Genomic DNA, 18,109 nt, shown 5'->3' on the forward strand with positions numbered 1-18,109 from the left:
GGCGAGAGCGACAGTGATGTTGCCGAAGGTGGCGGCGCGGAAGGGGAAGCCGCTCTTACCCTCCCCCGTTTGTGGGGGGGGGGGCCCCCCCCCCCCGGGGGGGGGGGGGGGGGGCCCCCCCCTTCCCTCTCTTTTTTTCCCCCCCGGGCGTTGGGGGGGGGGGGGCCCGCGACGGCCCGTGCCCAACCCCCACCCGACCGCTGCGCGGTCACCCTCCCCACAAGGGGAGGGTAAGGGCGCCCTGAATGCATTTCGGACCCCACCTCCTCCTCGCCGCCCTCGAAGGCCTTGTCACCTCTGCCGTGTTGGCGCTGACGGCGCTTGGGCTGTCGCTGGTGTTCGGCGTCATGCGCGTCGTCAACGTCGCCCATGGCGAGTTCTTCATGCTGGGCGCGGTGCTGGCCTGGGCGATCTCGACGGCGATACCCGGCCATCCCACGCTCGGCTTCCTGGCGGCGCTGGTGATTGCGCCGCTGATTGTCGGGGCCATTGCGCTGGTCGCCGAGCGGCTTGTGCTGCGGCGGCTCAATTACAATCCGGAAGCCACCATCGTCGCCACGATCGGCATGCTCTACATCATCCAGCAGCTGGCGTTGAGCTTCTATGGCCCGGAAGCCCGCCCGGTGGAGCCGCCCTTCAGCTACCGCATCCTTTTGCCCTGGTTCGGCTATTCCGGCTACAAGCTGTCGATCATTGCCGCTTCGGCCCTTCTGCTCATCGCCACCTGGCTGGTGCTGACGCGCACCAAGATCGGCCTCATCATGCGCGCCACCCAATATGACAGCGAGACGGCGCAGGCCTTCGGCATTCCGGTCGACCGCGTCTATGCCGGCGTCTTCGGGCTCGGCGCCATGCTGGCGGCCATCGCCGCCGTGCTGATCGTGCCGATCAGTCAGGCGCACTACCTGATGGGGCAGGACCCGCTGCTGTTGTCCTTCATCGTCGTTATCATCGGCGGCCTCGGCTCGCTGCGCGGCACCGTCTTCGCCGCCGTGCTGATCGGCCTGTCCGACGGCATCATCTCGGTGTTCTTCTCGCCGACTTTGGCCAAGATCATCGCCACGCTGCTGGTGGCCATGGTGCTGGTGTTCCGGCCGCAGGGCCTGTTCGGGCAGGCGCCGCGATGAGCGATGCTTCGCCGGCAAAAACCTATACATTGCATCTCGGCGTCATCGCGCTACTGTTTGCGCTGAGCTTCGTCCTGCCCGACTATCATCACGGCCTGCTGGCCCGCATCATGGTGCTGGCGGTGTTCGCCATGGGCTACAACATGCTGTTCGGCTATGTCGGCCTGCTCAGCCTCGGCCACGCCATGTTCTTCGCCGCCGGGCTCTATGGCGCTGGTCTCGCGGTCATCCATCTCGGCTGGAGCGTGCCTTTGGCTTTCCTCGCCGGCATCGCCTGCGGCGCGCTGCTGGCACTGGTGATCGGCCTGCTGGCGCTGCGCACCACCGGCGTCGCCTTCATGATCGTCACCATGATGTTCGCGCAGGTGTTTTACCTCGTCATCCTCTATTTCGCCGCCTGGACCGGCGGCGACCAGGGTCTGGTCGTGCCGCAGCCGGCGCGGGTTCTGGCCTTCGGCGCGACATCGCTCGACCTAACCAACCCGACCGTGCGCTACATGAGCGCGCTGGCGCTGTTCTCGGTCGTGCTGCTGATCACCCTCGCCATCGTCCGCTCCCGCTATGGCCGCGTGCTGGTCGCGGTGCGCGAGAACGAGGAGCGCACGAAAATGCTGGGCTACGACACCTTCTCCAACAAGCTCATTGCGGTCGTCGTCTCCGGCACCATCTGCGCCGCCTCGGGTGCGGCCTATGCGCTGCTGTTCGGCTATGTCGGCTCGAGCTTTGCCTCGGTGCAGTATTCCATCCTGCCGCTGCTCTGGGTGCTGCTCGGCGGCGCCGCCACGACGCTGGGCGCGCTGCTCGGCACGGTGTTCATGTACTATGTCATCGACACCGCCAGCGGTTACACCTCCGCCTATCTCCTGATCGTCGGTATTGCGCTCATCCTTCTGGTGCTGTTTTTCCCCAAAGGCATTCTGGGCACCATACGCCAGCGCTGGCTCGGGTGGCTGCCATGATGCCGTTGCTGACCACCAAAGGCCTGGCGCGCAGTTTCGGCGGCCTGCGCGCCGTCGACGGTGTCGATTTTCAGCTGATGCCGGGCGAGATCCGCGCCGTCATCGGTCCCAATGGCGCTGGCAAAACCACCTTCGTCAGCCTGGTCAGCGGCCGCATTCAGCCATCGTCCGGCATGATCGTCTTCGACGGCGCCGACATCACCAGCCAGCCGGCCTATCTCAGGGTGCGCCGGGGCATCGCCTACACCTTCCAGATCACCAGCGTCTTCGCCAACCTCTCTGCCTACGATAATGTCGCGCTGCCGGTGCAGCGCACGCTGACCGACGGCCGCTCGAAAGGTGCGGTGCGCACCGGCGTCATGGCCGCGCTGGAACGCACCGGACTGGCCGGCCGCGCCCATATGCCGGCCGGCCAGCTTTCCTACGGCCACCAGCGCCTGCTGGAAGTCGCGATGGGCCTGGCGCTTAAGCCGCGGCTTTTGATCCTCGACGAGCCGACGCAGGGGCTGGCCGACAGCGAGATCGACAATTTCATCGGACTGGTGCGCGAGATTGCCAAGAGCGCCACCGTGCTCCTGATCGAGCACAACATGCCGGTCGTCATGCAGCTGGCCGACCGCATCACGGTCTTCAACGCCGGCAAGATCCTGGCCGAAGGCACGCCCGAACAGGTTCGCGCCAACACACAGGTGCAGGAAGCCTATCTGGGGACGGCGGCATGAGCGAAGCCCCCAAGACTGAGGCCCCCAAGACTGAAGCCCACGAGACTGAAGCGCTGACTATCTCCAGGCTCGACTGCTTCTATGGCGAGGTTCAGGTGCTCTATGGGCTCGACCTAGTGCTCAACAAGGGCGAGGTGCTGTGCCTGTTCGGTCGCAACGGCGCCGGCAAGACGACGACGCTGAAAGCGATCATGGGGCTGGTTCGGTCGAGCGCCGGTTCGATCCGGCTCGCCGGCAAGGAGTTGACCGGCCTGCCGGCGCATGAGGTGCCCAAGGCCGGCGTCGCCTATGTGCCCCAGGGCAGGCGGCTGTTCGCCGAGATGACGGTGGCGGAAAACATCGAGATCGGCCTGATGGCGCGCGGCAAGGGAAGAGCGACGCGCGAGAGCGTGCTCGACCTCTTCCCGCTGCTGCGCCAGCGGCTGCGGCAGCGCTCCGGCACTTTGTCCGGTGGCGAACAGCAGATGCTGGCCATGGCCCGCGCGCTTTGTCTGGAGCCGCAGGTGCTGTTGCTAGACGAGCCGACGGAGGGGCTGATGCCGTCGATGATCGCCAAAATCCGCGAGACGGTGGTGAAGCTGCGTGAGCTAGGTGTCTCCACCATTCTGGTCGAACAGCGCGTCGACGCCGTGCTGTCCGTCGCCGACCGCGTCTGCTTCATCGAGAACGGCCGCAACCGCGAGACCGTCGATGTCGAGCAATTGCGCGCCGACCCATCGGCAGTCAGGCGCTATGTCGGCGTCGGCTGATCAGCCGAAAAACAGGAACCCGGCGATCAAAAAGATCGGGATCAGCACCAGCCCTGACCATGCCATGTAGCCGAAGAAGCCCGGCATCTTCACACCGCGGTGTCGGGCAATGGCGTAGACCATGAAGTTGGGTGCATTGCCGATATAGGTGTTGGCGCCCATGAACACCGCGCCGGCCGAGATCGCGGCCAGCGTTGAGGCCGCCTCCGTCATCAGGTGCCGCGCGTCGCCGCCTGCGAGTTCGAAGAACACCAGATAGGTCGGCGCATTGTCGAGGAAGGACGACAGCCCGCCGGTCAGCCAGAAATAGGCGAGATCATTGGGCTGCCCGGTGGGTGACGTCACCAGCGCGACCAGCGGCGCCAGCGCGCCGTCATGGCCGGCGCGAAGGATGGCAATGACCGGCACGATGCAGATGAAGATGCCGGCAAACAGTTTCGCCACCTCCGCGATCGGGCCCCAGGTGAAGCCGTTGGCCTCGCGATGGCTCTTGAGTGACACGACAAGCGACAGTCCGGCGAGCCCCAGGATAATGGCGTCGCGCGCCAGGTTCTGCAGTTCGAGGCTGACGCCCAGCACTGAAAAGCTCACGCCCGGCTTCCATGCTGCGGACAGCAGGATGGCGGCGATGACGCCAGCCAGCAGCGGCAGATTGGCCAGGCCGCGCAGACGCACCTTCGTGTCCGGCGTCGGGTCCTTGATCTTCGGCGCGCCGCCTTCGCGGCGATGCAGCATGATGTCGATGGCCAGGAAGACAAGCAGCACCAGGCCGCCGGTGAACAGAGTCTCGCGCCAGAGGTTCGCCGTAGTCCAGAAGAAGTCGACGCCGCGCAGGAAGCCGACGAACAGCGGCGGGTCGCCCAAGGGCGTCAGCGAGCCGCCGATGTTGGACACCAGGAAGATGAAGAAGATGACGACATGGGCGTTGAACTGCCGGTTGTCGTTGGCGCGCAGCATCGGCCGGATCAGGATCATCGAGGCGCCGGTGGTGCCGATCACCGAGGCCAGCATTGCCCCTACAAGCAGCAGCCCGGCATTGACCAGCGGCGTGCCATGGATGTTGCCGGCGACAAGGATGCCGCCCGAAATGGTGTAGAGCGCGAACAGCAGGATAATGAACGACATGTATTCGGTGAGCAGCGTGTGCAGCACCGCCTCGCTCGCCAAGGACATGCCGAAAGCGATCGCCAACGGCACCACTGCCAGTGCTGCCCAGCCGGCTGCGATCTTGCCGTAGTGATGCTCCCAGACATGATGGAACAGCAGCGGTCCGGTGGCGATCGAGAGCAGCAGGCCGGCGAAAGGCAGCGCCCACCACAGCGACATGGCAGCATCGGGCAGGCCGCGGGCCTCGGCCGCGAACGCCATTTGCGGAGACACAGCGGAAGCGAGTACACCTGCAGCGAAAGCCTTCCCCAACCGTGTGCAGCCCCCTCGATGCCTCACGATCCAGTCACTCCGAGATCGGGTCTTCGAGCCTCACCCCGGCATCGCGCATCCGCTTCAGCATCGCCTCGACCGAACCGTTGAGATCGATGCCGCGGCAGGCGTCGAGCCGCACCGTCGTCTTGAAGCCTTGGTTGGCCGCGTCGAGGGCCGAGAAGGCGACGCAGAAGTCGGTCGCCAGGCCAACCAGGGTCACGGTGCCGATGCCGCGCTCCTTGAGGTAGCCGGCGAGCCCGGTCGGCGTCTTGTGGTCGTTCTCGAAGAAGGCGGAGTAGCTGTCGATATCAGGGCGAAATCCCTTGCGGATCACCAACTCGGCCTTGGTCCAGGCGAGCCCCGAGTGAAAGTCCGAGCCGAGGCTGCCCTGGATGCAATGGTCGGGCCACAGAGTCTGCGGCCCATAGGGCATCTCGATGGCGCTGAAGGGCTGGGCACCCGGATGGCTGGAGGCAAAGCTCGAATGTCCGGCCGGGTGCCAGTCCTGCGTCAGCACGACATGCTCGGCGTGCCGAATCATATCGTTGACCAGCGGCACGATCTCGTCGCCGCCGGCAACCGCCAGCGCGCCGCCGGGGCAGAAGTCGTTTTGCAGGTCGATGACAACAAGCGCTTCGTCGGCCATGGCGCCTCTCCTCTTCTACGTCTCGAACGGGGGATCGAGTGAAATACGCCGCTGATGCGACCGGATGCAGAAACTTGACCGGATGGCCGCCTGCGTCAACCTCCTACAGCGCCGCGCGTCCCCTTCGGACGCGCAAAGGACGCTGTAGCACTTTACTTTGCGCAGGATCCTTTCCGAAAATCGATTCCGATTTTTGGGGATCGTGCGCGGACGTAACAAATGCGTGGCGGCCGGGTTCCCTTAAACTCCGGCTTTGACAATTTCCGCCAGCTTGATATCATTTGCATACGAATGAATTTGGCCTGGTCAGACACTGGCGGGGTTCGGGAAGACCCCACCCTTGAAGGCCCCAATGGGAAGGCCGATTTTTTTGGAAGGCAAAGCGTGATCCGTTACGCGAAACCCACCACGCTCGACGAGGCGCTCGCTCTGCTGGGCGAGGGCGCCTGGCGCGTGCTTGCCGGCGGCACCGATTTCTATCCGGCGCAGGGCGCCAAACCGTTCCGCGACAATGTTCTCGATATTAACGGCCTGCACTCGCTGCGCGGCATTGCCGAGACCGAAACCCATTGGGTTTTGGGCGCCCGCACCACCTGGACCGACCTTGTCCGCCATCCATTGCCGGCGGCTTTCGATGCGCTGAAGCAGGCCGCGCGCGAAGTAGGCTCCCTGCAGATCCAGAATGTCGCCTCGATCGCCGGCAATCTCTGCAATGCTTCGCCTGCCGCCGATGGCGTTCCGGGACTGCTGGTGCTGGACGCCGAGGTCGAGCTGCGCTCTGCAGCCGCGACGCGTCATCTGCCGCTGCAGGAGTTCATTCTCGGCAACCGCCGCACCGCGCTGCTACCGGGCGAGCTGGTCACCGCCATCCGGGTGCCGAAGCCCAGGGCCGCCGGCACGTCGGCCTTCGTCAAGCTCGGTGCGCGGCGCTACCTCGTCATCTCCATCGCCATGGTGGCGGCGCGCCTCGTTTCCGAGGCTGGCATCGTCATGGAAGCCGCTGTCGCGGTCGGGTCCTGCTCGGCCGTGGCCAAGCGGCTCGCCGCTGTCGAAGCCGTGCTGGTGGGCAAGCCTGTCGGCCCGGCACTCGCCGATGCGCTCCTGTCCGCGCCGATGGCCGAGCTCTCGCCGATTGCCGACGTGCGCGGCAGCGCCGAATACCGGCTCGACGCAGCGCGCGAGCTTGTCGCCCGCGCCGTGCTGGGGGCTTGCGGGCTGACGAACGACAACAGCATGGTGGCGGCATGAGCCACTCCGAGATGATTGAAGCCCTGCCTGATCTCGTGCGGGGTTTCGGCCCCGAGCGCGTAGACATCGTCTTCGCGGTCAATGGCGGCGCCGTCTCGGTCAACGTGCCGCCGTTGCGCCGGCTGTCGCAGGTTTTGCGCGACGAATTGCAGCTGACCGGCACCAAGGTTGGCTGCGATGCCGGCGATTGCGGCGCCTGCACGGTGCTGGTGGACGGCGACGCCGTCTGCGCCTGCCTGATGCCAGCGGCCTCCGCAGCCGGGACGTCCGTAACGACCGTCGAAGGCCTTGCCGATGGCCGGTTGTCGGCGCTACAGGCGTCTTTCCTGGCGCATGGCGCCGCGCAGTGCGGAATCTGCACGCCGGCGCTGCTGGTCGCGGCAACGGCGCTGCTGGATGGCACGCCGAATCCGACCGAGACCGAGGTGCAGGATGCGCTGGGTGGCATCCTGTGCCGTTGCACGGGCTACAGAAAGATCATCGCGGCAGTGATGGATGCGGGACGGTTCGAGACGTCGACCGGCGGCGCTGCCCCTCATCCGCCTGCCGGCACCTTCACCCCGTATAGTGACGGGGATAAGGGAAGTGCTCCAGCGCCGACGCTCCCCTCTCACCGTTCTTCACGGGGAGAGGGTAAGGGTGAGGGGCAGCGCCAACGTCATTCGTTGGAATTCAACTTTGAACGTAGAATGCCAACCACAGGGAATGCTGTAGGCGCCTCCCCGGTCCGGCTCGACGGCGTGCCAAAAGTCACCGGCGCTGAAAAATTCGGCGCCGATGCCTTTCCCGCCGATGCGCTGGCCATGCTGGTGGTTCGCTCGCCGCATTATCATGCCGGCTTCGCCTTCGGCGACCTGGAGGGCTGGGTGAAGTCGCATCCCGGCATCGCCGGCGTCTTCACCGCCGCCGACATTCCGGGAAAAAATTGTTTCGGCGTCATCGGTCCGTTTGCCGACCAGCCGGCGCTGGCCGAAGGCTTTGCGCGGCTGCGCGGCGAGGCAGTGGCGCTGGTCGCCGGCGAGCGCGAGGCCATGCTCGATCTCGACCTCCAGGATTTCCCGGTCCGCTGGACCGAGCTGCCGCATTTTCTGCAGCCCGGCGACGCGCAGGCAGAAGGGGCGGCGCTCATCCACGCGAACCGCCCGGCCAATTTGTTGACCAAGGGCTTTGTCGAGCGCGGCGACCCCGAGGCGGCGCTTGGCGAGGCTGCCTTCACAGTGTCCGGTGCCATCGACACCTCCTATGTCGAGCACGCCTATATCGAGCCGGAAGCCGGCCATGCCTATATGGATGGCGACACGCTGGTCGTCGTCGCCTGCACCCAGGCCCCCTACATGGACCGCGACGAAACGGCGAAGGTGCTCGGTCTTGCCGTCGACAAGGTGCGCATCGTGCCGACCGCGACCGGCGGCGGCTTCGGCTCGAAACTGGACGTTTCACTGCAGCCGCTCATCGGCCTTGTGGCGCTGAAGACCGGCCGGCCGGCAGCACTGGCCTACACCCGCAACGAATCCATGATGTCGACCACCAAGCGACATCCGTCCGAGATGAAGGCGACCATCGGCGTAGATGCCGAGGGCCATGTCACCGGCATGGTCTTCACAGGCGATTTCAACACCGGCGCCTATGCCAGCTGGGGCCCGACCGTCGCCAACCGCGTGCCGGTGCATGCCTCCGGTCCCTATGCGACGCCGAACTACCGCGCCGAAGGCCGCGCCATCCACACCCACGGGCCGATCTCCGGCGCCTTCCGTGGCTTCGGCGTGCCGCAGGCGACGATCATGCAGGAGACGCTCTATGATGAGCTTGCCGGCAAGCTCGGCATGGACCGGCTCGATTTTCGCTTGAAGAATTGCCTTCGGAACGGCTCCGAAACGGTTACCGGGCAGCGACTGGAGTCGGGCGTCGGCATATTCGAGTGCCTCGACTCCTTGCGGCCGCATTGGGCTCGCGCGAAGGCTGACGCAGATAAATTCAATACCGCCAATACGAGCAAACAACGCGGCGTTGGCGTCGCGTCCTGCTGGTATGGCTGCGGCAACACCTCGTTGCCCAATCCGTCGACCATAAGGGTCGGTATCTCGCCAGCGGGCGACGTCATCCTGCATCAGGGCGCCGTCGATATCGGCCAGGGCTCCAACACCGTCATCGCCCAGATCTGCGCCGACGCACTCGGCCTGCCGCTGGAAAAATTCAAGCTGAAGAGCGCCGACACCGCGATCAGCCCCGACGCCGGCAAAACATCGGCCTCGCGCCAGACTTTTGTCACCGGCAAGGCGGCCGAAAAAGCCGGCCGCGCCTTGCGCGAAAAGATCCTGCGCTTTGCCAATGTCTCGGAGAACGCGAGCCTGCAATTGGACGGCCCGGCGATCGTCATTCGCGAGGGCGAAGCCACTCGGCGCATCGATCTCCCCGCCCTCGATGTCGATGCGGGCGGTTTCGTCTTCCGCGCCGAGGAGACCTACGATCCGCCGACGCTGCCGCTCGATGCCAAGGGCCAGGGCAAGCCTTACGCCGTCTATGGCTATGGCGCGCAGATCGCCGAACTGGAGGTCGACCTCAAGCTCGGCACGGTGAAGCTCTTGAAAATCACCGCCGCGCACGATGTCGGCAAGGCGATCAATCCGCTGCTGGTCGAAGGCCAGATCGAAGGCGGCATCGCGCAAGGCATCGGCATGGCGCTGATGGAGGAATACATCCCCGGCCGCACCGAGAATTTGCACGACTATCTCATCCCGACCATCGGCGACGTTCCTGAGATCGAGCACATTCTGATCGAGGTTCCCGATCCGGAGGGACCGTTCGGCGCCAAGGGCCTGGGCGAGCATGTGCTGATCCCGACCGCACCCGCCATCCTCAACGCCATACGCCACGCCACCGGCGTTCTCATCACCAAGGTTCCGGCGACGCCGGCGCGCATCCGCGCTGCCATCCGCGAAAAAGATGGCATCCACGACCAGGAGGCACGCCGATGAGCGAGCTTGCCGAACGTTTCGAAACCCACGATCCCGGCGAGAAGCTGGTGGCGGAGAAGATCCGCTGCGATGCCTGTCCGGTGATGTGCTACATCGCCGATGGCCGCACCGGCGCCTGCGACCGCTACGGCAATGTCGGTGGCCGCATCGTGCGTATGGACCCGCTGACCATCCTCGACCATGCGGCGGAGACCGGCGCCGCGGTCGTGCCCTTCACCGCCGAGGGCGAGCAATGGGACGGCGAACTGGTCAACACCGGGCGCCGCTTCGTCACTGCGATCGGCGCCGGCACCACCTATCCCGACTACAAGCCGGCCCCCTTCATCGTCAGCCAGGAGGTCGAGGGGGTCGATCTGGTGACCGTGGTCACCGAGGGCATCTTCTCTTACTGCGGCGTCAAGGTGAAGATCGATACCGACCGCCATCTCGGTCCCGAAACGGCAATCGTGCGCGCGCAAGGCGAGCCGATCGGCCACGTCACGACAGGCGAATATGGCTCGCAGATGCTGTCGCTCGGCGGCGTGCATCATCTGACCGGCGGCTCCAAGGCCGAAGGCCGGGCAACCTGTGACGCGATGCTCAGTCTGTGCAATCGCAAGCCGGTCGAACTGACCATCGATGGCGGCGCCACCATCACCGTCGAAGCCGGCAAACCACCTGTCATCGACGGCAAGCAGGAACAGCGCATGCGGGTCGGCTGCGGCTCGGCGACGATCGGCATGTTCGCCACGCAATGGCGCGGCCTTGTCGACGAGGTGGTGGTGGTCGACGACCATATCACCGGCGTCGTCTCCGAGCATCAGGCCGGCAAGGTGCTGGGCTGGCAGGATACCGGCATCAAGATCATCGGCCGCCGTTCGACGCCGGGCCGCTATTTCAAGGTTTCCGAGCCCGGCCTCGGCTGGGGCGGCACCTCGATTTCCGACCCGCTGTCGATCCTCGGCGAATGGAACGCCAAGAAGGGCGCCCGCCCCGGTCTCTCGCTGCTGATGGTGTCGACCACCGGCGAGCAGTTCGCCTATTACGAGCTCGACGACGAGTTGAAGCCGGTGGAAAAACCGTTCCCCGAGCGGCTGCAGAAATCGGTCGGCCTGATCGAGGACAATTGCGAGCCGGCGCTCTGCACCGTGCTGTTCATCGGCGGCGCCGGCGGGTCGCTGCGCGCCGGTGTCACCGAGAATCCGGTCAATCTCACCCGCTCGGTGCAGGGCTTGAAGACCTATGTGACCGTCGGCGGCGCTCCGGTCTATGTCTGGCCGGGCGGCGGCATTACGCTGATGGTCGACGTCATGCGCGTGCCGGAAGGCGCCTTCGGCTATGTGCCGACGCCGGCGTTGGTGGCGCCGATCGAATTCACGCTACGCCGCGACGACTATGTCAGGCTGGGCGGCTACGAGGCCGAGATCCGCAGCGTCGATGACATCGTTGCCAAAGGCGGCGAATACCTCAATCCGCGCCGCGGCTCAGCCGCCGAGGCCCAAAATCCATGGCCGCCGCTGGCGCAGTTGCGCCGCGTCGGCTCGAACGGGGCCTCTTGATGCAAGGTCCGCAAGTCCACTGGCTGCAGGACGGCAAGCGGCTGCACCTCAACCACGGGCCGATCGACCTGATCGTCGAGGCCTTCGGCGAGGCGGCTGAGTGTCGTGCCGCCTACGATCAGGCGATCGAGCGCTTCCAGACGATCCTGATCGAATTGGTCGAGGAGCTTCCCGAATTGCGGCTCCCGGCATTTTTCCTGGCGCCGCGCACCTTCGCCGGCCCGACTGCGCGGCGCATGGAAGCAGCCGTCATGCCCTTAGCGGAATGCTTCATCACGCCGATGGCCGCCGTCGCAGGATCAGTAGCCGACGAAATGCTCGCCGCGCTGCTTGCCGGTCGCAGGCTCGACCGCGCCTATGTCAACAATGGCGGAGACAGCGCACTCCACATCGGCAAGGGCCAGTCGATGAACCTGGCGATCGCCGGCACCGGCAACGGCATGGCCGACCGCCTCGCCATTCGCTCGGCGGACGGCGTGCGCGGCGTCGCCACCAGCGGCTGGCGCGGCCGTTCGTTCTCGCTTGGCATTGCCGACGCCGTCACCGTGCTGGCGCGCACCGGCGCCGAGGCCGATGCGGCGGCGACACTCATTGCCAACGCCGTCGACCTGCCCGGCAATCCTGCCATCAAGCGCATTCCCGCGCAGGACTTGGCGCCCGACAGCGACCTCGGTGCACGGCTGGTGACACAAGCCGTCGGCATGCTCGCGCGTGGCGATGTGGAGCGGGCGCTGGACAATGGCCTTGCCGTCGCCGAAGATTTTCGCCGGCGCGGCCTGATTGCCGCATCGGCGCTGTTTCTAGGTGGGGAAGCGCGCATCAGTGGTTCCATGGCGCTTGCCGCGCCCAACAAAAATCCAGGGAAGGAAGTTGCCCATGCCTGAGTTTCCGATCCGCAAGATCGCGGTTCTGACCGAAGAGATCTTTCACGATGGCGGGCCGGTCGCTGCTCTGCCGCGCCGCCGCGCTGCAGCCGTGGCCCTGGTGAAGAACCCGTTCGCCGGCCGCTACGTCGAAGAACTGCAGAGCGCCATGGACGATCTGAAGCCGCTTGGCCTGCTGCTCACCGACAAGCTCATTGCCGCATTGGGCGGCGACATCAAGCAGATCGACGCCTACGGCAAGGGCACCATCGTCGGCTCGTCAGGTGAACTCGAACACGGCGCGCTGTGGCACGTTCCTGGCGGCTACGCCATGCGCGAGCGGCTGGGCGACGCCAAGGCGATCGTGCCGTCGGCAACCAAGGTCGGCGCGTTCGGCTCGCGGCTTGACGTGCCGCTCGGCCACACCAACGCTGCCTATGTCCGCAGCCATTTCGACGCCATGGAAGTCGGCCTCAGTGACGGGCCGCGCGCCGACGAAATCCTGTTTTGCCTCGCCATGAGCTGCGGCCCCCGCGTGCACGACCGCATGGGCGGCCTGGCTGCAGGAGACATCAAGGCCTGGGACGGCTTGCGATGAGCGGCGGCGACAATCTTCTCAAGCTCGTCGAGGCCGAAGAGCCTGACGAACATGATTACCGCCTGCAGGAGCAGGTAGGCTTCATCCTGCGCAAGGCGCATCAGCGCCATGTCTCGATCTTTGCCGCCCAGATCAGCGACCTGACGCCGCCGCAATTCGCAGCGCTCGCCAAATTGCACGATGTCGGCGAGACCTCGCAGAACCAGTTGGGAACGCTGATCGCCATGGATGCGGCGACCGTCAAGGGCGTGATCGATCGGCTGAAGGCGCGTGGCCTAGTCGACCTGACCAAGCATGAGGTCGACAAAAGGCGCCTGCTGGTCAGTCTCACGCCCCGGGGACGCGAGGCGATCGAGCGGCTGATCCCGCTGGCCCGCGCCATCACCCAGGAAACGCTGGCGCCGCTGACCGCCAAGGAGGCCGCTACGTTTATGCGGCTGCTGGCGAAACTCGCCTAGGCGCGCAGCCGCACGCCTTCGGGATCGAAGAACGGCATCGGCGCCACCACGGCGCGGGTCGGCTTGCCGTCTATGTCGATGCTTAACTCGGTGCCAATCTGCGTGAACGGCAGCCGCAAATGCGCGGTCGCCAGAACTTTGCCTAAGGAATAGCCGTGATCGCTGTAGGTGACGACGCCGGCATCCTCGCCGTCGGCGAAAACCCTGGCATCCGTCGCGGCCGGCTTGTCACCGTCGAGAATCAGCCCGGTCCAGCGTTCGTCGAGCCCCTTGTCGCGAATTTTGAGCAATGCCTCGCGGCCGATGAACTCGCCCTTGTCGAACTTGATCCAGCGATCGAGCCCGACATGGAAGGGCGTACGGCTCTCGTCCATGTCGATGCCATGCGCCGGATAGGCCTTTTCCAGCCCGAGCGTGAACATGGCCAGCACGCCGTATGGCTTCAAGCCGAAATCGCTACCGGTCCGCACCAGCGCGTCCCAGACGGAAGTCGCCTCGTCCGCCGGCACGAACAGTTCGAAGCCGAGCTCGCCGGTCACCCCGGTTCGTGAGATCAGGACTTTGGTCTCGCCGACGCGCCCTGAAGTGAACGCCCAGCGTTTCAACTCTTCGAGATCGGCATCCGACACTATCGCTTTCAGCAGCTCGCGTGAGCGCGGCCCCTGTATCGTCGGAAAGGCGACGGCCGCCGTGATGTCGGTGACATAGGCCTTTCGCGCTTCAGCATGATGCTGCAGCCAGGGCAGCATCTTCAGCCGGTTGACCGAGCCGGTCACCAGCATGAAATGCTCAGGCGCCAGCCGGAACACGGTGAGGTCGTCCATGATGCCGCCATCGTCGCGGTAGACGGTGGAATAGCGCACCTGGCCGGGGCTCATCGCGGCCGCATCGTTGACGATGATGTGGTTGACCAGCGCCTCGGCTTCCGCCCCCTTGATGTCCATCTTGCCCATGGTGCTGAGATCCTGCACGCCGACATTCTTGCGCGTGTTCAGATGCTCGTCGGCGATGCCGGAATAAGTTTTGGCCGAGACGAAGTCGCCGCCGACCCGGCCCATCGTGGCGCCGAGGCCAACGATGCTGGTGTAGAAAGGGGAGCGCCGCTCAACCAAGAAACTTCTCCGTCATCTCATGAAAACGGCAGCACCTGATGGCGCTGCCGAGGTAGGAGCGGTGAAGGGGTTAACTTCCGTAGACGTCGAACGAGAAGTATTTGTCGTTGATTTCCTTGTACTTGCCGTTGGCACGCAGGGCGTCGATGGCGGCATTGAACTTGTCGGCCAGTTCCTTGCTGCCCTTTTGCAGGGCGATGCCGACGCCGGGGCCGTGAATGGGCGGGTCGGCGGTCAAGGTGCCGAGCAATTTGCAGCAGGCGCCGTCCGGCTTCTTCAGCCATTCGGTCAGGATGATCGAGCCGTCCATCATCGCGTCCAGCCGGCCATTGGCCATGTCGGTGCGGGCGTCGTCGCCTGTGGGGTAAGCTTTCACGGTCGAGCCGGAGTATTTCTGCTCGGCGAAATTCTGGTGGATGGTTGCGCTCTGCACGCCCAGCATCTTGCCCTTCAGATCGTCCGGCGATGTGCCGGCGATGGTCGAATCCTTCGGCACCGCGATGGCCGGCGGCGTCTGGTAATATTTGTGGGTGAACTCGACCTTCTCGGCGCGTTCCGGCGTGATGGTGATGTTGATGATGGCGTCGAACTTGCCGGCCTGCAGCGCCGGAATCGAGCCATCGAAATCCTGCACGGAGAATTCGCACTCGGCCTTCATCTCGGCGCACAGCGCCTTGCCGAGATCGATGTCGAAGCCGCCCAGCGTGCCGTCCGAATTGGCATAGTTGAAGGGCGGATAGGCGCCCTCGGTCCCGATCCTGAGTTTCTCGGCGGAGGCAGCACCGGTCCCAAGCAGCAGGGCGGCGGAAGCGGCAAGCACGAAACGACCGAAAAGACGCATGTTCCTGATCTCCGTTGACTAAGCAATTCCAGGGAAGGTGTTGGCGGTTTCCCGTCCGGAATTGCGCGAAAACAAGGATAGAAGTCTATGGTGTTTTGCAGGCCCCACGGAGACGGAAACGACATGCTCTGCGGCGATCACGGCGCGGCAAGCCGTCCTTCCCCAGGAATCTTACTGTGATCTAAATTACAGACCGATCATGGACATGGGCGCATGCTCAGCTGGAAGTAGACGGTCGTGGGAGGGACCTGGGGATGGACCAGCAGGAATTCGTGCAGGAAGCCGCGCAGCGGCGCATCGACGACGACATCGCCAAGCGCATCAGGGTTCACCAAGCCAACATCGAGCGGCTCGAAACCGCAAGGGAAAGCGCCGGCAATCTCGAGGCGGCCGTCGCCAACCGGCCGCTGGTGATGCTGGCGCAGGGCGATTCCTGGTTCGACTATCCGCTCACCGGTAACGGCTTTCCGTTCGTCGACACCGACGTGATCGCGCAGCTGCGACGCATCGGCTCGATGCCGCCGACCATCCTCAACCTTGCCCATCATGGCGATGCGGCGACCGACGAGATGTCGTTGCCCAAGCAGCAGCGCATGATCGCCGCCCTGCGCAACAAGGCCAACTGGCTGGACGGCAAGCCCGATGCCATCCTGTTCTCTGCCGGTGGCAACGACATTGCCGGCGACCAGTTCTGCATCTTCCTCGACTTCAATGACGGCCACGCCCCCGGGCTGAACAAGAACCGCTTCACCAAGGCGCTCGGCATGGTCGAGGCCTGCTATCTCGATTTGTTCGCGCTGCGCGACCGCGTCGCGCCAGGCGTGCCGATCTTTGGCCATTGCTATGATTTTCCGATCCCGAACGGAGCGCATCCGTCCTGTGTCGGCCCGTGGCTGAAACCGTCGCTCGATTTCTGCAACTGGACGGTCGCCATGGGCACGGTCATCGTCCACGACGCGCTGGCGGCGTTCCGCGATGTGGTGAAGCGCCTGGCCGACGAACCCAAAAACAATTTCCATCTGGTCGACACGCAAGGCACGCTGAAAGTAGCCGACTGGGCCAACGAACTGCATCCCGATCCCGCCGGCTTCAAGAAGATCGCGCAGAAATTCGCCGATGCGCTGAAGGCCAAGCTGCAGACCTGACGCGGCTCGGGCTTGTCGGCTCTCAGGTTCCGAACAGCTCTTTGGCTTGTTCATCGGTGTAGTAACCAAGCCGGACATCCTCGGCGACCAGTTTCGGATCGCGCTGACGCGGATCGCCATAGCCGCCGCCGCCCGGCGTGCCGACGCGCACGCGGTCGCCGGCCTTGAGCGCGATGTCCTGTTCCTTGGACAGATGCGGCGGTACGTGGGCTTCGCCGCCGCGGAACACGGTCACCGTGTTCACCGCGCCGTCCTTGCCGCCGAGCGCGCCTTGCGGGCCGAAACGGCCATGGTCCATGACGAAGGACGCGCGCGCCTCGCCTCGCAATATCTCGACCTCATAGGCGAGGCCAAAACCGCCGCGCTGCTTGCCGGCGCCGCCCGAGCCTTCGCGCAAGGCATAGTGGCGGTAGAGAACCGGAAATGCCTGCTCCATGATCTCGACCGGCGGCGATTTCGAAATCCCGATGGTCGAGCAGCCATTGGTCAGGCCGTCATGGCCTGAATTGCCGCCATAGCCGCCGCCGGAGATCTGATACATGACATAGTCGCGGCCGCGCGCCGGATCGTTGCCGCCCAGCGCGAAATTGCCGCTGGAGCCGGCGGGTGCGGCCGTCACCTTTTCCGGCAGCGCCTGCACCATCGCCGCGAACACCGCCTCGGCGATGCGCTGCGAGACTTCAGCCGCGCAGCCGGAGACGGGACGCGGGTATTTGGCGTCGAGGAACGTGCCTTCCGGCCGCTTGACGATCAGCGGCTCGAAAGCGCCGGCGCTGATCGGCACATCAGGGAAAATATGGCGCATGGCGAGATAGACCGACGACAAGGTCGTCGCCAGCACGCTGTTCATCGGCCCGGCACAGGGTTTTGACGAACCTGTGAAATCGAAGGTCAGCGTATCGCCCTTCTTCTCCACCGCGAGCGCGATGGTCAGCGGCTCGTTGACCACGCCGTCCGAGTCGACAAAGGCCTTCGAGCTGTATGTGCCGTCGGGAATGGCGGAGATGTTGGCGCGCATCTGCTCGGCGGCGCGGCGACGCAGTTCGGCGATCGCCCCGACGACGGTTCCGTCGCCGTAACGATCGAGGATTCCATTGAGCCTGTCCTGGCCGATCAGCAGTGCCGCGGCTTGCGCCCTTATATCGCCGATGCGCTGGTCGGCGACGCGGATGTTGGAGCAGATGATGGCGTAGATTTCGGTGTCGAGTACGCCCTTCTTGAACAGCTTGACCGGCGGCAGCCGCAGGCCTTCCTGCTCGACGGCTGTGGCGGAGGCGGAGAAGCCGCCCGGCACCGAGCCACCGATATCGGGCCAGTGGCCGGTATTCGATAGCCAGCAAAATATCTTGCCGCCGCGGTAGACCGGCATGGCGAAGCGCACGTCCATCAGATGCGTGCCGCCGAGATAGGGATCGTTGACGATGTAGATGTCGCCGGGTTCCGGCGGCAGGCAGCGGCCGTCGGCGATCATCTCGATCACCGTTTTGGTCGAATACTGCATGACGCCGACGAACACCGGCAGGCCCTGGCTGCCTTGTGCGATCAACGAACCGTCGACGGCCGAGTAGATGCCGTCGGAGCGGTCATTGGCCTCGGCGATGACAGGCGAGAAGGCAGCGCGGGAGAAAGTGAGATCCATCTCGTCGCAGACCTGCTGCAAGGCTGCCTGCAGGACCGAAAGCGTGATGGCGTCGAGCTTTTGCATC

Annotated in this window: 16 protein-coding genes; 11 read left to right on the plus strand and 5 right to left on the minus strand. The window is 65.0% G+C overall.

Annotated elements, in window-relative coordinates; all coding sequences use genetic code 11:
- Positions 1–245 precede the first annotated feature (245 nt).
- The 4 genes from NKI10_RS25015 to NKI10_RS25030 are packed head-to-tail and all read left to right on the plus strand — an operon-like array spanning position 246 to position 3,557.
- Positions 246–1,127 carry a branched-chain amino acid ABC transporter permease gene (locus NKI10_RS25015; protein ID WP_352862197.1) on the plus strand — a complete coding sequence of 294 codons (882 nt, stop codon included), beginning with the start codon at positions 246–248 and terminating at the stop codon, positions 1,125–1,127.
- On the plus strand, positions 1,124–2,086 hold the full coding sequence (locus tag NKI10_RS25020) for a branched-chain amino acid ABC transporter permease (protein WP_352862198.1): 963 nt from the start codon (positions 1,124–1,126) through the stop codon (positions 2,084–2,086). The genes NKI10_RS25015 and NKI10_RS25020 overlap by 4 nt, the downstream gene beginning before the upstream one ends.
- Positions 2,083–2,808: an ABC transporter ATP-binding protein gene (locus NKI10_RS25025; protein ID WP_352655534.1), complete on the plus strand. Its 726-nt coding sequence runs from the start codon at positions 2,083–2,085 to the stop codon at positions 2,806–2,808. Before NKI10_RS25020 ends, NKI10_RS25025 begins: the two co-directional genes overlap by 4 nt.
- On the plus strand, positions 2,805–3,557 hold the full coding sequence (locus tag NKI10_RS25030; RefSeq protein WP_023750408.1) for an ABC transporter ATP-binding protein: 753 nt from the start codon (positions 2,805–2,807) through the stop codon (positions 3,555–3,557). The genes NKI10_RS25025 and NKI10_RS25030 overlap by 4 nt, the downstream gene beginning before the upstream one ends.
- On the opposite strand, the gene NKI10_RS25035 is transcribed toward NKI10_RS25030, so the two are convergent.
- Together NKI10_RS25035 and pncA are read right to left on the minus strand one after the other, a co-directional pair.
- The gene (locus tag NKI10_RS25035; protein ID WP_352862199.1) at positions 3,558–4,925 is read right to left on the minus strand and encodes a sodium:proton antiporter; all 1,368 of its coding nucleotides are present in this window, start codon (positions 4,923–4,925) and stop codon (positions 3,558–3,560) included.
- Positions 4,926–5,010: 85 nt separating this feature from the next.
- Entirely contained in the window at positions 5,011–5,625 is a 615-nt protein-coding gene (pncA, locus tag NKI10_RS25040) for a bifunctional nicotinamidase/pyrazinamidase (protein WP_352862200.1), read from the minus strand.
- 384 nt (positions 5,626–6,009) lie between these two features.
- Here pncA and NKI10_RS25045 point away from each other — a divergent pair, with 384 nt between their 5' ends.
- From NKI10_RS25045 to NKI10_RS25070, 6 genes are read left to right on the plus strand one after another with little or no spacing between them, the layout of a single operon-like run.
- Complete coding sequence (locus NKI10_RS25045) at positions 6,010–6,873, plus strand: FAD binding domain-containing protein (RefSeq protein ID WP_352862201.1); 864 nt, start codon at positions 6,010–6,012, stop codon at positions 6,871–6,873.
- An 11-nt stretch (positions 6,874–6,884) separates the two neighbouring features.
- Entirely contained in the window at positions 6,885–9,848 is a 2,964-nt protein-coding gene (locus NKI10_RS25050) for a molybdopterin-dependent oxidoreductase (RefSeq protein ID WP_502897576.1), read from the plus strand.
- The gene (locus tag NKI10_RS25055) at positions 9,845–11,386 is read left to right on the plus strand and encodes a 6-hydroxynicotinate reductase (RefSeq protein ID WP_352862203.1); all 1,542 of its coding nucleotides are present in this window, start codon (positions 9,845–9,847) and stop codon (positions 11,384–11,386) included. The genes NKI10_RS25050 and NKI10_RS25055 overlap by 4 nt, the downstream gene beginning before the upstream one ends.
- The gene (locus NKI10_RS25060; protein ID WP_023703688.1) at positions 11,386–12,270 is read left to right on the plus strand and encodes a UPF0280 family protein; all 885 of its coding nucleotides are present in this window, start codon (positions 11,386–11,388) and stop codon (positions 12,268–12,270) included. Before NKI10_RS25055 ends, NKI10_RS25060 begins: the two co-directional genes overlap by 1 nt.
- Positions 12,263–12,847, plus strand: coding sequence for an amino acid synthesis family protein (locus tag NKI10_RS25065; protein ID WP_023703687.1), 585 nt, complete (start codon positions 12,263–12,265; stop codon positions 12,845–12,847). The genes NKI10_RS25060 and NKI10_RS25065 overlap by 8 nt, the downstream gene beginning before the upstream one ends.
- On the plus strand, positions 12,844–13,305 hold the full coding sequence (locus NKI10_RS25070) for a MarR family winged helix-turn-helix transcriptional regulator (RefSeq protein WP_023700432.1): 462 nt from the start codon (positions 12,844–12,846) through the stop codon (positions 13,303–13,305). Before NKI10_RS25065 ends, NKI10_RS25070 begins: the two co-directional genes overlap by 4 nt.
- On the opposite strand, the gene NKI10_RS25075 is transcribed toward NKI10_RS25070, so the two are convergent.
- On the minus strand, positions 13,302–14,417 hold the full coding sequence (locus NKI10_RS25075; protein ID WP_352862204.1) for an aminomethyl transferase family protein: 1,116 nt from the start codon (positions 14,415–14,417) through the stop codon (positions 13,302–13,304). The genes NKI10_RS25070 and NKI10_RS25075 overlap by 4 nt on opposite strands.
- Before the next feature lie 70 nt (positions 14,418–14,487).
- Entirely contained in the window at positions 14,488–15,258 is a 771-nt protein-coding gene (locus tag NKI10_RS25080; RefSeq protein ID WP_352862205.1) for an ABC transporter substrate-binding protein, read from the minus strand.
- A 254-nt stretch (positions 15,259–15,512) separates the two neighbouring features.
- Between NKI10_RS25080 and NKI10_RS25085 the strand changes: the two genes are divergently transcribed.
- Positions 15,513–16,403, plus strand: a complete 891-nt coding sequence (locus NKI10_RS25085) for an SGNH/GDSL hydrolase family protein (RefSeq protein ID WP_023725964.1) — start codon at positions 15,513–15,515, stop codon at positions 16,401–16,403.
- 22 nt (positions 16,404–16,425) lie between these two features.
- On the opposite strand, the gene NKI10_RS25090 is transcribed toward NKI10_RS25085, so the two are convergent.
- On the minus strand, positions 16,426–18,108 hold the full coding sequence (locus NKI10_RS25090; protein WP_352862206.1) for a hydantoinase B/oxoprolinase family protein: 1,683 nt from the start codon (positions 18,106–18,108) through the stop codon (positions 16,426–16,428).
- Position 18,109: the final 1 nt, after the last annotated feature.

The organism is Mesorhizobium sp. M0802, assembly GCF_040320115.1.
In the GTDB taxonomy this organism is placed as follows: Bacteria; Pseudomonadota; Alphaproteobacteria; order Rhizobiales; family Rhizobiaceae; genus Mesorhizobium.